Source organism: Mucilaginibacter litoreus, assembly GCF_042676805.1.
Classification (GTDB): domain Bacteria; phylum Bacteroidota; class Bacteroidia; order Sphingobacteriales; family Sphingobacteriaceae; genus Mucilaginibacter; species Mucilaginibacter litoreus.
Genome location: NZ_JBHTHZ010000005.1, coordinates 169,552 through 182,625, shown reverse-complemented (window position 1 = coordinate 182,625; position 13,074 = coordinate 169,552). Strand labels below are relative to the sequence as shown.

Genomic DNA, 13,074 nt, shown 5'->3' with positions numbered 1-13,074 from the left:
CTTTCGTGTCAGAGCTTTCTCTTTCTCTTCAAAACACTTACCTTTGCACCCTTAATAATTATGGCACACCAGGTTCCGGAAGATGGCACATTGCTTCCTTTAATGGAAGAATTTTATACGATACAGGGCGAGGGATATAATACCGGTAAAGCAGCATATTTTATTCGCCTTGGCGGTTGCGATGTGGGCTGCCACTGGTGCGATGTAAAGGAAAGCTGGGATGCAGAAACCCACCCTCTTACTCCTGCCGACGCCATCGTTGAAAATGCATGCCGGTTTCCGTCAAAAGCGGTTGTAGTAACAGGCGGCGAACCGCTTATATATAATTTGGATTATCTTACCCAAAGCCTGCAACAACAAGGCATTAAAACTTTTATTGAAACTTCCGGCGCTTATCCCCTTTCTGGGCATTGGGATTGGATCTGTCTGTCACCAAAAAAATTCAAAGCCCCAATGCAGGATGTTGCCGATAGGGCTAACGAATTGAAAGTAATCATATTCAACAAGTCGGATTTTGCTTTTGCCGAACATCATGCAAAACTGGTTGAGCCGAATTGCAAACTTTACCTGCAGCCAGAATGGTCTAAACATCAGGAAATGACCCCGCTTATTGTTGATTATGTAATGGCCAATCCTCAATGGGAAATTTCATTACAAACCCATAAATACTTAAATATTCCGTAAAGTGATGTAACTTAGTGTATTGAATAACGTAAAGAGTTATTGATGCACAAGATCTACCTACCGCTTATAATTTTGCTCTTTATATATATAGGTGCAAATGCTCAGAACAGGCAATACTCTACCACCAATCAGCAGGCTATAAAATATTACGCCGAAGCTAACAGAAGCCTGGACGAACACTTATATGATGAGGCCATAGCGCAGCTGGAAAAATCGACAGAACTTGATAATAACTTTGTAGAAGCGCACTCGCTTGCCGGCGATATATTACGCATGCAGCGCAATTTTAAACCTGCAATTACTCATTACATTAAGGTGCTTTCGCTTTCTCCGGAGTATAACCGCGCCGTTTATTTAAAGGCTGCCGATTGTGAGATTGCTTTGGGTGCCTATGAATCCGCACTGCATCACCTGGAAAAATATATTAGCTATCCTAACCTCACCCCACAAAATCTGGCTTATGCTAAAAAGTTAATAGCCGATTGCCAGTTCAGTTTACAGGCCATTGCACACCCGGTATCATTTCAGCCGATTAATATGGGTGCCGAGATCAATACCGCTGACGACGAATATCTGCCCGTTGCGACTGCCGATGAAAGCACTTTGATATTTACACGCAAAACCAACAACAACGAAGATTTTTATAAAAGCATAAAATCAGCAGATAAGTGGAAAACCGCTGTTTACTTAAGCAACGTTATAAACACACCTGCATATAACGAGGGGGCGCAGTCTATTTCGCAGGATGGCCGCTACCTGTTTTTTACGGGGTGTAACCGGCCAGACGGGCTTGGGCGTTGTGATATTTACATTGCTCAAAAGCGTGGTAACGACTGGGCCAAGCCCTTTAGCCTTAGTGCGCCGGTAAATACCACAGGCTGGGAAGCACAACCATCCATCAGCGCCGACGGCCGTACGCTATACTTTGTGAGCAACCGTAAAGGCGGTTACGGTGGATACGATATTTGGAAGTCGCACTTAACAGAAAACGGCTGGAGCGCTCCGGAAAATATGGGCCCCGAGATAAACACCATGTATGATGAGCAGTCGCCTTTTATACACCCTGATGACAGCACATTCTATTTTTGCAGTAACGGTTGGCCCGGGCTTGGCGGCCGCGATTTATTTGTTAGCCGTTTAGGTAAGGATGGCAAATGGCAAAAGCCCGAGAATATGGGTTATCCTATCAACTCCAGCGGTGACGAGAACGGATTGACCTTAACGGCAAACGGAACTTATGCTTTTTTTTCTTCAAACAATCTTAAGGGCTTTGGTGGATATGATATTTATATGTTTGAACTACCGGTAGCCCTGCGCCCCAATATGGTAACGTATGTAAAAGGCACCGTAACGGATGGGAAAACAAAAGCGCCCCTTGAGGCAGCCGTTGAAATAATTGATCTTCAAAAAAACATGCCTATTTACCAGGATTATACCTCTGCCGATGCAGGTGAATTTCTGGCTACCTTACCTGCAGGTAAAAATTATGGCTTAAATATTTCCAAACAGGGTTACTTGTTTTATTCTGAAAATTTTTCACTTACCGGGCTTAAGGATAAAAAAGCGTTTAACCTGGCTGTAGCACTATCTCCAATAGATGTGGGTAATAAAGTTATCCTGAAAAACATATTTTTTGATACCGGTAAATTTGAGTTAAAAGCAGAGTCGAAAGCCGAACTGCAAAAGTTGTCAGAATTTTTGAAGATGAACCCTGCCATCCGGATTGAAATATCAGGCTATACTGATGATGTGGGTAATGATCAGGCCAATCAAACACTCTCCGAAAAACGGGCACAATCTGTTTATGAGTACTTAACAGCAGGTGGTACAAGCGCAGCCAGACTGGTTTATAAAGGTTACGGAGAAGCAAAGCCCATAGCGCCGAATACATCTGATGAAAACCGCGCGTTAAATAGAAGAACAGAGTTTATGATTATTGCAAAATGACATCAGGCAGAAGGATAGCTATTAAAGACTATCCTTTCTGTATTCTTCTATCATATTTTTAACATCAGGGATACTTGTCACTTGTTCCTTCAATGTGGCTATTACAGCGGGTGGTAAAACTCCTTTCAAATCTAATCCGTTCAGGTCAGTAATTGTAAAAGATTTGGGCTGACCATAATTCATATTTTTTCGTTCAACAATTTTTTTATCATAGAATCTCTTTAATGCATTTAAATAAGCAACTGTATCATTAGCAGCACTTATCGTATCTGTTAAATTATCAGGCTTAAATTTGTTGGCCGACTCATTGTAACTATCCTGTAATATTGTGAGTATATATTTTTTGCTGCTGTCGGGTTTAGCAATTTTGGCATTACCATTTTTATTTGTTGTGTTTTGACAACTTTGAGACAGTATACAGAGAGCTAAAATTGTAAAGGATTGTTTTAATGTCATAATAAGGTTAGTATAAACGTGAATATAAATAAAAAGCATATTCATTTATAAATATGCTTTCTAACACATGTAAATCTTCTTTAAAGCTTAATTTCCTAATTCCGACATAAACTTTATCCGCATTAGTTGTACTTCTTCGCGTGTATAATCGTCGGAGCCTAACTCGGCAAGGGCATTATCAATCGAATCGCATTCAGCACTTTTAAAATAGTCGTAAACTTCTTCCTGCTTATCCTCATCTATCACTTCATCTATGTAGTAATTCAGATTAAGCTTGGTGCCAGAGTTAACAATAGTCTCCACCTCTTTTAAAATCTCCTCATAAGTAAGCCCTTTAGATGCTGCAATATCCCCCAGATCCAGGTGCCTGTCGATATTTTGTATGATGAAAACTTTAAGTGCCGACTTGTTTGCTGCGCTTTTTATAACCATATCAACCGGGCGGTCGATATCATTATCCTCAACATACTTCTTAATCAGATCAAGAAACGGTGCGCCGAATTTAAGGGCCTTACCTGCACCCACGCCCGATATCTGTTTCAACTCGTCATTACTAATAGGATAATGCGTACACATTTCTTCTAAAGACGGGTCCTGGAAGATAACAAACGGGGGTAAGCCTTTTTGTTTAGCCAGCTTTTTACGCAAATCTTTAAGCATTTGCAATAGCTGTGTATCTAATGCACCGCCGGCTTGTTTAGGGCCTTCATCCCCTTCCTCATCATCAGTTGGCCCCATATCGCGATTTAAAATAAAGCGTATGCTGTATGGGTTGTCAATAAAGGATTTTCCGGTTTTAGTTAAATGCAGTAAACCATACTGATCTATATCCTTAGAAATAAAGTTGCTTAAAAGCGCCTGTCGTAGTAAGGATGTCCATAGATTTTCACCCTGCTCAATGCCCGATCCAAAATAATCGAGCTTATCATGTTGATAGTTTTTAACCTGCGCATCATCCTTACCCATTAAAATATTGATGATATGACAATCATCAAACTTCTCTCCTATCTGGTTGATAAGGCTTAGTACCCTATGCAAATGCTCCTCGCCGTCGAAATGAGTTTTTGGCGCACAGCAGTTGTCGCACATGTTATTACAGCCGGCCTCATTAAAATTTTCGCCAAAGTAATGCAGCAATTGCTTGCGGCGGCATACAGACGACTCGGCATAATCAATCACCTCTTTCAGTATCTGCGTACCAATTTCACGCTCGGCCACAGGTTTATCTTTCATAAACTTCTGCAGCTTATCAATATCTTTTTCGGAGTAGAAAGCTACGCAAACACCTTCGCCGCCATCACGGCCGGCACGGCCGGTTTCCTGGTAATAGCCTTCCATGCTTTTAGGCATGTCATGATGTATCACATACCTTACATCAGGTTTGTCTATACCCATGCCAAAGGCAATAGTAGCTACAATTACTTCAACGTCTTCCATCAGGAATTTATCCTGAGTGTCAGCACGCACCTTAGGATCTAAACCTGCATGATAAGGCAAGGCACGTACTCCGTTAAGGTTAAGCACTTCTGCTACCTCTTCAACCTTTTTACGGCTAAGGCAGTAGATAATGCCCGATTTACCTTGGTTTTGCTTAACAAATTTTACGATTTCTTTAATGACATTGCGTTTGGCGCGTACTTCATAAAAAAGGTTAGAACGGTTGAATGAGGATTTAAAAACCGTAGCATTGTTCATTTGCAGGTTTTTCTGAATATCCTGCTGTACTTTTGGGGTAGCGGTAGCTGTAAGAGCGATAATTGGTATATCGGTTCCGATATTGCTTATAACTTGCCGTATCTTACGGTACTCGGGCCTGAAATCATGCCCCCACTCGGATATACAGTGGGCCTCGTCAACTGCCACAAACGATACATGATTAAGGCGTAAAAAGTCAATGTTCTCTTGCTTGGTTAAAGATTCGGGTGCTACGTAAAGCAATTTGGTTTTACCGCTAAGCACATCATCCTTTACCTTCAGAATTTCCGATTTGGTTAACGAGGAATTTAAGAAATGCGCGATGCTATCTGATCCACCAAAAGCCCTTAACTGATCTACCTGGTTTTTCATTAATGCGATAAGCGGGGAAATCACAATCGCTGTGCCCTCGCTCATGAGTGCGGGAAGCTGATAACACATGGATTTGCCACCGCCCGTAGGCATGATAACAAATGTATCGTTACCCGCTAAAATATTGGTAATAATCGCCTCTTGCTCACCTTTAAAGTTATCAAAACCAAAGAAGTTCTGAAGGTTGTCAAAAAGCGATTTTTTTGTTTCAATCATTATTAATTGTACGTTTGGAATTATGGTTCAAAATAACAAAAATTAATAAATAAACGGCGGGTTTTGTTAAAAATTTTATACAGAAATGATTATTCTTTTGAAAACAATTTTGTTTTTTGAAGATTAATGGATTAATGAAATTTGAATGAAATATTTTAATTTTTCAAGTCACAATATTTAAAAATTATATACATATTTAGCGGGCTTTAGCCGAACAAAAAATCTTTCTACAGATGAATAAAAATTACTACGCCATAATCATGGCTGGCGGTATTGGCAGTCGATTTTGGCCAATAAGCAGAACCTCACACCCAAAGCAGTTTATAGACATATTAGGTACCGGCAAAACATTAATACAAAACACATATGAGCGTTTTTTAAAGGTTTGCCCTAAAGAAAATATCTTTGTAGTAACCAACGAAATTTATACCGGTCTTGTTAAAGAACAGTTGCCGGATATGGCTGACAACCAGATACTGACCGAACCGGTAATGAGGAACACCGCACCATGCGTGGCTTACGGATGTTTTAAGATAGAAAGTATGAACCCTGATGCTGCCATAGTTGTGGCACCGTCTGACCATTTGATACTTGACGAGGCGGCATTTATAACAGCTATAGAAAAATCGCTTAAAACCGCAGCGGAAAACAATTGCCTGATAACTTTAGGTATTAAGCCATCTCGTCCGGATACCGGATACGGCTATATCCAATATACCGATCAGACCTTAAATAATGAATTTCATAAGGTAAAAACCTTTACGGAAAAGCCTACACTTGAAATTGCAAAGACCTTTATACAAAGCGGCGACTTTTTATGGAACGCAGGGATATTTGTATGGTCGGCCAAAGCTATTGTAAACTCATTCGACGAGCACCTGCCGGAAATGCATGAGATATTTGCCGAAGCCCGCTCTGTTTATAACACCGATGAAGAAAGAGAATTTGTGCACAGGGTTTACCAGCGTTGTATTAATATTTCTATAGACTATGGTATCATGGAAAAGGCCCCTAACGTGTACGTATTACCTTCGGAGTTTGGCTGGAGCGACTTGGGTACATGGGCCTCTATCTATCAGCTGGCCGAAAAGGACTATGTAGGAAATGCGGTTATTCCGGCTGATAAGGTGATTATGTATGATAGCAGCAATTGTATGGTGAACGTACCAAGCGATAAATTGGTGATTTTACAAGGCCTGCATGATTATATTGTGGTTGAATCAAACAATTCCCTGCTGATCTGCCCGCGAGACCAGGAGCAAAATATTAAACAGGTTGTTGCTGACGTAAAAGGTAAGTTCGGAACAAAATATATATAGGGAATAGTGAAAGGTGAGTAAGGAGTTATTACAAATTCATTACTCACCACTACTCTATTAGTTATCCCTAATCAACTACTCAACTTTTAAACTAACCAACAAAGCGCTGCCTTATTGCCTCATATAAAATTATACCGGTAGATACCGAAACGTTGAGCGATTCTATCTCACCGTACATAGGTATCTTAGCCAGGTGATCGCTGATGCGGATAATTTCATTACGTATACCATCCTCTTCAGAACCCATTACAATAGCGGTGGGCATCGTATAATCGGGTGTATAAAGATAATCGGTCGTCTTTTCGGTGCAGCAAACCAGTTGCAAGCCAGACTCCTGAACAAATCTTACAGTTTGCAAAAAATTATCATGCCGGCATACCGGTATCTTATAAAGGGCCCCCGCAGACGTTTTTATAGCATCCGGATTTATCTGAGCCGACCCTTTTGCTGGTATAACAATAGCATGTACACCGGCGCATTCGGCTGTACGGGCTATTGCGCCCATATTGCGGACATCAGTGATGCTATCTAAAATCAATATCAATGGCACCTGCCCGTTCTCAAATATGGCAGGAATAATATCTTCAATTTTCTGATAAATTATTGGGGATATAAAAGCAATAACCCCTTGATGATTTTTTTGAGTGATGCGGTTAAGTTTTTCTACCGGCACCTGTTGCGCCATTATCCGGTGGTCTTGCAATACTGATTTTAATTCATTCAGTAATGCCCCTCCCAATCCCCGTTGTATATATATCGACTCAATTTCTTTACCTGCATTTACAGCCTCGATAACTGCCCTAATACCAAAAACCATCTGATTACCTTCGCGTGCAGGTTTTGAATTGAATGTCATTGTTGCTAATAATTTTTCGTCAAAAGTAGTTATATTAACTGATTAAACCAGTACAGTAATATCTGGAGTGCCTCACTTAATTTGTAATTATTAACATCGGGTTATATTTATTAACATCAATATAGATCAGGCACTTATATAGTAATTAACACGTTTTAAACATTGAGTGTTAATTTCAAGGTTCAAATTTTATAGCACTGATAATGATTTTGTTAAACAGTAAATACACTATGTGGACTAAATCTGTTAAAGTGAAGTTAAATTTTGTATATTTTTGTTTGCTATGATTTTCGAGAACGAGTCCCCTAATTACAAGCCTGGCACAACCGATCGCAGGACAAGGTTTAGTACTGCGTCTGCGCAAGTTGGTTTAGGAAAATTACCACCTCAGGCTGTTGATCTTGAAGAAGCTGTTTTAGGTGCATTAATGCTTGAGAAAGATGCACTTTCATCAGTTATAGATGTTCTAAAGCCCGAAGTTTTCTATAAGGATAACCACCAGAAGATATTTAATGCTATCCGCATCCTTTTTGAAAAAACATCCCCTGTAGATATACTTACTGTAACAGCGCAGCTTCGCCAGCAGGGCGAGCTGGAAATGGTTGGCGGCGCTTATTACATTACAGAGCTTACCAACCGTGTTGCCTCTGCTGCCAATATTGAATACCATTCGCGCATCATTATTCAAAAATTCATTCAGCGCGAGCTTATCCGTATATCAACTGATATTGTAAGTAACGCTTACGAAGATACAAGCGATGTGTTCGACTTGCTGGATAAAGCAGAAAAAAACCTGTTTGAGATAGCCCAGAATAACCTGCGTCGCGACTCGCGTAAAATGGACGACCTGATGCATGAGGCCCTTAGGGATATTGAGGCGCTGAAAGATAAAAAAGACGGCCTTACAGGTGTTGCCTCAGGCTTTACCGAGCTTGACCGCATGACCTCCGGCTGGCAAAAATCAGACCTGGTTATTATTGCCGCCCGCCCGGCGATGGGTAAAACGGCGTTTGTTTTAAGCTGTGCGCGTAATGCTGCAGTTGATTTTGCAAAGCCGGTTGTAGTTTTCTCCCTTGAAATGTCGTCCGTTCAGTTGGTTAACCGTTTAATATCCGGAGAAACTGAGATTGAGCAGGAAAAGATACGTAAAGGCAGCCTTGAAGAATGGGAATGGCAGCAGATACACTCTAAGATCGGTCGCCTGGAGCAGGCCCCGCTTATTATAGATGATACGCCTTCATTAAATATATTTGAGTTCAGGGCTAAATGCCGCCGTTTAAAATCTCAGCATGATATACAACTGATCATTATCGACTACCTGCAATTGATGCAGGGTAAGGCTGATGGCAAAGGTGGTGGTAACCGCGAGCAGGAGATCGGTAGCATCTCACGTGCGCTAAAAACCGTAGCAAAAGAACTTAATGTGCCGGTTATTGCACTATCACAGTTAAGCCGTGCCGTAGAGAATCGCCCCGGTGGCTCTAAACGTCCAATGCTTTCAGACTTACGTGAGTCGGGATCTATTGAGCAGGATGCAGATATGGTGCTTTTCCTTTACCGCCCGGAATATTACGGCTTAGATGTGGATGAAGATAATAACCCTACACAAGGCGTGGGCGAAGTAATCATAGCCAAACACCGTAACGGCGAGACCGGCCGTGTAAGGTTGAAATTCGTAGGTAAATACGTTAAGTTCCAGGATCTTGAAACCAGTATGGACGGCTTTCCTCCTATGGGAAACGCATTTTCAGGCTTGGCACCTTCACAGGATTTTGAAAAACCAAGCAACTTCATCATTCGCCCATCAAGGATGGATGATATAGAGGATGAACCACCTTTTTAAAGTTCAAGGATAAGGTAAAGGCGAAAGGATTGATCTCTCGCCTTTTTTATCTTCAAGCTTTCTTTTTTACCCTTCTCTTTTCACCTTTTCCCTTCCTTCAATAATCGTCATCATCGTCATCATCAAAACCTACCAGGTTGTTGTATACCCCCTGCAGTTCGGATAAGGCATGCATATCACGCTTAGCACGTGTTATTGCAATACCTTTTTGATAAATATTGATGGCATCCTCGCGACGGTTAAGGGCCTCATATAATTTACCTAAGTGATAGTAAGTGCCCGTATAATCAGGGTGATTGTTTACAAGGTCCTCATAATAGGCCAATGCCCTTTCGGTATCGTTCAGTCGTAAGTATTCAGTAGCCAATGCATACTTCAAAAACTCGTCATTGGGCTCGTTTTCTATAAATGCCAGCAACTTCTCCAATCTGCTTGTGTCCATTTTAAACTCGTTGTTTTTTATTTAGATTTGCCTACCCTAATAACTCATACCTATAAAAACCAATTATATGAAAGTACTGGTATGTATCAGCAATGTTCCGGATACCACGACAAAAATAACCTTTACGGATAATAACACGCAATTTAATACTAATGGCGTTCAATTCATATTGAATCCTTACGATGAGATTGCACTTGCCCGCGCTATTGAACTTACCGATGGTGGTAAAGGCAGTGTTACCATCATCAACGTAGGCGAAGCTAATACCGAACCTACCATACGTAAGGCTTTGGCCATTGGCGCTACTGATGCTGTCAGGATCAATGCAAAGCCGCATGATGCATGGTACGTAGCTTACCAGATAGCTCAATATGTTAAACAAAACCCGTTTGATCTTATACTAACAGGCCGCGAATCTATAGATTACAATGGCTCTAAAGTTGCAGGTATGCTGGGCGAACTGTTAGATATTCCGTCGGTATCTATCATTAAAAAACTGGATATTACTGATAATGAAGCAATTGTTGAACGCGAAATTGAAGGCGGTAAAGAGGTAATTACCATTCCACTTCCCTTTGTTGCAGGAACGGCAGAAGGTGTTGCCGAGCCCAAAATACCTAACATGCGCGGTATCATGAGCGCCCGTACTAAACCGCTTAATATGGTTGAAGCTGTTGAGGTGCAAACCTTTTCTGAAGTGGTTAGTTATGAAACACCTGCACCCCGCGGCCAGGTGAAGTTGATACCGGCTGCTGATGCCGCCCAACTTGTTGAGTTACTGCATACCGAAGCAAGGGTTATCTAACATATTTTTACAACTACCAAATTTCATATATGTCGATATTAATATATGCCGAAAATACTGACGGCAAGTTTAAAAAATCTACTTACGAAGCGGTATCGTACGCTAAGGCAATAGCTGGGCGAAACAACACCAACCTTATTGCCATTTCTATTGGCGATGTTGCTAATGATGAACTGGCTGCCTTAGGAAAATACGGCGCAGAGAAAGTTTTAAACGTTAGCAACGATAAACTCAAGAGCTTTGTTAACCAAGCTTATGCATTTGTAATTGCCGAGGCTGCCAAGGCAGAAGGCGCAAATATCATGGTACTATCCAACTCATTTAGCGGCCGTGGCCTTGCACCCCGCATAGCGGTAAAATTACAGGCCGGTGTTGCTGATGGGGCTGTTTCATTGCCAGAGCAAAACGGCGATAAATTCACCGTTAAAAAAACAGCGTTCTCGGGTAAAGCTTATGCTGTTGTAGAACTTACATCGGCCAATAAAGTAATTTCGCTTACACCAAACTCTTACAAAGTAGTTGAAACAGGCGGTACAGCTGTTGTAGAAGAATTTACTGTGGATTTCAAAGAATCGGATTTTAAGCAAATGCTTAATGAAATAGTAAAATCTACAGATAAGGTATCACTGCCTGATGCCGAGATCGTGGTATCTGGCGGCCGTGGATTAAAAGGCCCCGAGAACTGGGGACTTATCGAAGAACTGGCTGAGTTATTAGGCGCGGCTACGGCCTGCTCAAAGCCGGTATCTGACGCAGGCTGGCGTCCGCATAGTGAGCACGTTGGGCAAACCGGTATTGCTGTCAGCCCTAACCTTTACATTGCCATAGGGATATCTGGCGCTATACAGCATCTGGCAGGTATCAGCGCATCAAAAGTTATTGTTGCCATAAACAAAGATGCCGAAGCTCCGTTCTTTAAGGTAGCCGACTATGGAATAGTTGGTGATGCTTTTGAAATTGTACCGAAATTAATCGAGGCAGTAAAACAATATAAAGCATCGGCTTAAAGCGTATATTTGCAGTGATGGGGAATGATATGAAAAAGATAAAGCTGGATATTGTTGGGCTCTCCTACAGCCAAACACAATCTGGCGCCTATGCTTTAGTATTAGGCGAAATAAGCGGCCGGCGCAGGCTTCCAATAATAATTGGCAGTTTTGAGGCGCAGGCTATAGCTATCGAAATAGAAAAGATGACCCCAAGTCGTCCCCTTACACATGATTTATTTAAAAGCCTTGGCCAGGCGTTTAATATCAGTGTGCAGGAAGTGATTATTTATAATCTGGTAGATGGTATATTTTACTCTAAACTTGTTTGCTTTGATGGTAAACGCACAGTTGAGATAGATGCACGTACATCTGATGCCATTGCCGTATCGGTAAGGTTTGAATGCCCGATATTTACTTACGAGTTTATACTTTCAACCGCAGGTATTGTTATTGAGGGAAACGATTTTGTTTACCTTGAAAACATTAATGAAACGCCAGAAGAAAAAACACATGCCGCAACAGCCGGCTCGTATACGGCCCTGAGTGACGATGAACTTAAATCGCGTTTGCAGGAGGCTTTAGCTGAAGAAGCTTATGAAAAGGCCGCTAAAATAAGAGATGAGCTTAATAAACGAAAATCATCATAACAAAAAGGGAGTTACGATTAATTGTAACTCCCTTTTTGCTTTTAAACTTGTCTGATTAGAAGTTGATACCGATATTAATGCTTGATACAGTACTTCTTAAGGTAGAACCTTGATTATCTTTAATAAGATCTGTAACTCCACCCTGGCCGTTTAGCTCAATAAAAAACCTTGAGGCGTTAGATACAGGAAATTGCACGCCAATGCCCACATCAAGGCCAACGTCGGCAGTATTGAAATACTCTTTTAAATCCATATCGCTTCTGGTTTCTTTGGCATTTAGCAATATGCCAACATACGGGCCAAAGTTTAAGTACCAGTTTTTGGTACGGCCAAAATGCCAGTTAGCCAGTACAGGAATGCTTACGTAGTCAAGTTTGTAGTTGGTAATCATTGTAGCACCTCCAACCATGCCACCGGCTATATACCCGTTATCCCATCCTTTTTGGTCGTAAAGGGCTTTAACTTTTAAACTCCAGGAGTCTGAAAAGAAATGGTCGGCACTAACGCCTGCATTAAACCCGCTGCGGTAATCGCTGTTAGTTAAGCCACTTGCTGTTACTGTGGATGCATTGTAACCAACTTGTAAACCAAATTTAGTTGTGCCTTTAGTTTGAGAAAACGCAGCTGTAGAAAGGCATAATACAGCAGCCACTGCAGTAAAAATTTTGTACATAATTGTGATTTTAGTTCGTCGGCAAAAGTAGGTTTTTAAATCATTTTTCCTAATTGTTGCTTCAAATTTAACACTTTACCATTCGCCGATATTTTGCTATTTTCAGCCCTTGATAAAAACTGATTAACTG

12 protein-coding genes are annotated in these 13,074 nt (G+C 41.2%); 7 read left to right on the top strand and 5 right to left on the bottom strand.

Annotation, left to right across the window (positions count from 1 at the left end; translation table 11 throughout):
* Positions 1-60: 60 nt before the first annotated feature.
* Positions 61-684 (top strand): 7-carboxy-7-deazaguanine synthase QueE, encoded by a 624-nt coding sequence (locus ACFQZX_RS08945; RefSeq protein WP_377113991.1) that lies wholly within the window; start codon positions 61-63, stop codon positions 682-684.
* Between the two features lie 42 nt (positions 685-726).
* The gene (locus ACFQZX_RS08940) at positions 727-2,631 is read left to right on the top strand and encodes an OmpA family protein (protein ID WP_377113989.1); all 1,905 of its coding nucleotides are present in this window, start codon (positions 727-729) and stop codon (positions 2,629-2,631) included.
* A gap of 21 nt (positions 2,632-2,652) precedes the next feature.
* Here ACFQZX_RS08940 and ACFQZX_RS08935 read toward each other — a convergent pair whose 3' ends face one another.
* Both ACFQZX_RS08935 and recQ read right to left on the bottom strand, forming a co-directional pair.
* Positions 2,653-3,087, bottom strand: coding sequence for a hypothetical protein (locus ACFQZX_RS08935; RefSeq protein WP_377113987.1), 435 nt, complete (start codon positions 3,085-3,087; stop codon positions 2,653-2,655).
* 87 nt (positions 3,088-3,174) lie between these two features.
* Positions 3,175-5,367 (bottom strand): DNA helicase RecQ, encoded by a 2,193-nt coding sequence (gene recQ, locus ACFQZX_RS08930; RefSeq protein ID WP_377115320.1) that lies wholly within the window; start codon positions 5,365-5,367, stop codon positions 3,175-3,177.
* 236 nt (positions 5,368-5,603) lie between these two features.
* Here recQ and ACFQZX_RS08925 point away from each other — a divergent pair, with 236 nt between their 5' ends.
* Positions 5,604-6,689: a mannose-1-phosphate guanylyltransferase gene (locus tag ACFQZX_RS08925; RefSeq protein ID WP_377113984.1), complete on the top strand. Its 1,086-nt coding sequence runs from the start codon at positions 5,604-5,606 to the stop codon at positions 6,687-6,689.
* Positions 6,690-6,780: 91 nt separating this feature from the next.
* Here ACFQZX_RS08925 and rlmB read toward each other — a convergent pair whose 3' ends face one another.
* Positions 6,781-7,545, bottom strand: coding sequence for a 23S rRNA (guanosine(2251)-2'-O)-methyltransferase RlmB (rlmB, locus tag ACFQZX_RS08920; RefSeq protein ID WP_377113982.1), 765 nt, complete (start codon positions 7,543-7,545; stop codon positions 6,781-6,783).
* Positions 7,546-7,828: 283 nt separating this feature from the next.
* Here rlmB and dnaB point away from each other — a divergent pair, with 283 nt between their 5' ends.
* The gene (gene dnaB / locus ACFQZX_RS08915) at positions 7,829-9,388 is read left to right on the top strand and encodes a replicative DNA helicase (RefSeq protein ID WP_377113980.1); all 1,560 of its coding nucleotides are present in this window, start codon (positions 7,829-7,831) and stop codon (positions 9,386-9,388) included.
* A gap of 97 nt (positions 9,389-9,485) precedes the next feature.
* On the opposite strand, the gene ACFQZX_RS08910 is transcribed toward dnaB, so the two are convergent.
* The gene (locus ACFQZX_RS08910) at positions 9,486-9,830 is read right to left on the bottom strand and encodes a tetratricopeptide repeat protein (RefSeq protein WP_377113977.1); all 345 of its coding nucleotides are present in this window, start codon (positions 9,828-9,830) and stop codon (positions 9,486-9,488) included.
* A 67-nt stretch (positions 9,831-9,897) separates the two neighbouring features.
* Here ACFQZX_RS08910 and ACFQZX_RS08905 point away from each other — a divergent pair, with 67 nt between their 5' ends.
* The 3 genes from ACFQZX_RS08905 to ACFQZX_RS08895 are packed head-to-tail and all read left to right on the top strand — an operon-like array spanning position 9,898 to position 12,271.
* Positions 9,898-10,635, top strand: coding sequence for an electron transfer flavoprotein subunit beta/FixA family protein (locus tag ACFQZX_RS08905; protein WP_377113974.1), 738 nt, complete (start codon positions 9,898-9,900; stop codon positions 10,633-10,635).
* Positions 10,636-10,664: 29 nt separating this feature from the next.
* Positions 10,665-11,642 carry an electron transfer flavoprotein subunit alpha/FixB family protein gene (locus tag ACFQZX_RS08900; RefSeq protein ID WP_377113971.1) on the top strand — a complete coding sequence of 326 codons (978 nt, stop codon included), beginning with the start codon at positions 10,665-10,667 and terminating at the stop codon, positions 11,640-11,642.
* A gap of 29 nt (positions 11,643-11,671) precedes the next feature.
* Positions 11,672-12,271, top strand: coding sequence for a bifunctional nuclease family protein (locus ACFQZX_RS08895; RefSeq protein WP_377113968.1), 600 nt, complete (start codon positions 11,672-11,674; stop codon positions 12,269-12,271).
* 55 nt (positions 12,272-12,326) lie between these two features.
* Here ACFQZX_RS08895 and ACFQZX_RS08890 read toward each other — a convergent pair whose 3' ends face one another.
* Entirely contained in the window at positions 12,327-12,944 is a 618-nt protein-coding gene (locus ACFQZX_RS08890; RefSeq protein WP_377113965.1) for a porin family protein, read from the bottom strand.
* Positions 12,945-13,074: the final 130 nt, after the last annotated feature.

Bases quoted from the DNA above. Each gene is read 5' to 3' on its own strand.
- ACFQZX_RS08945 (WP_377113991.1), top strand. From the start codon at position 61: ATGGCACACCAGGTTCCGGAAGATGGCACATTGCTTCCTTTAATGGAA.
- ACFQZX_RS08940 (WP_377113989.1), top strand. From the start codon at position 727: ATGCACAAGATCTACCTACCGCTTATAATTTTGCTCTTTATATATATA.
- ACFQZX_RS08935 (WP_377113987.1), bottom strand. From the start codon at position 3,087: ATGACATTAAAACAATCCTTTACAATTTTAGCTCTCTGTATACTGTCT.
- ACFQZX_RS08925 (WP_377113984.1), top strand. From the start codon at position 5,604: ATGAATAAAAATTACTACGCCATAATCATGGCTGGCGGTATTGGCAGT.
- rlmB (WP_377113982.1), bottom strand. From the start codon at position 7,545: ATGACATTCAATTCAAAACCTGCACGCGAAGGTAATCAGATGGTTTTT.
- dnaB (WP_377113980.1), top strand. From the start codon at position 7,829: ATGATTTTCGAGAACGAGTCCCCTAATTACAAGCCTGGCACAACCGAT.
- ACFQZX_RS08910 (WP_377113977.1), bottom strand. From the start codon at position 9,830: ATGGACACAAGCAGATTGGAGAAGTTGCTGGCATTTATAGAAAACGAG.
- ACFQZX_RS08905 (WP_377113974.1), top strand. From the start codon at position 9,898: ATGAAAGTACTGGTATGTATCAGCAATGTTCCGGATACCACGACAAAA.
- ACFQZX_RS08900 (WP_377113971.1), top strand. From the start codon at position 10,665: ATGTCGATATTAATATATGCCGAAAATACTGACGGCAAGTTTAAAAAA.
- ACFQZX_RS08895 (WP_377113968.1), top strand. From the start codon at position 11,672: ATGAAAAAGATAAAGCTGGATATTGTTGGGCTCTCCTACAGCCAAACA.
- ACFQZX_RS08890 (WP_377113965.1), bottom strand. From the start codon at position 12,944: ATGTACAAAATTTTTACTGCAGTGGCTGCTGTATTATGCCTTTCTACA.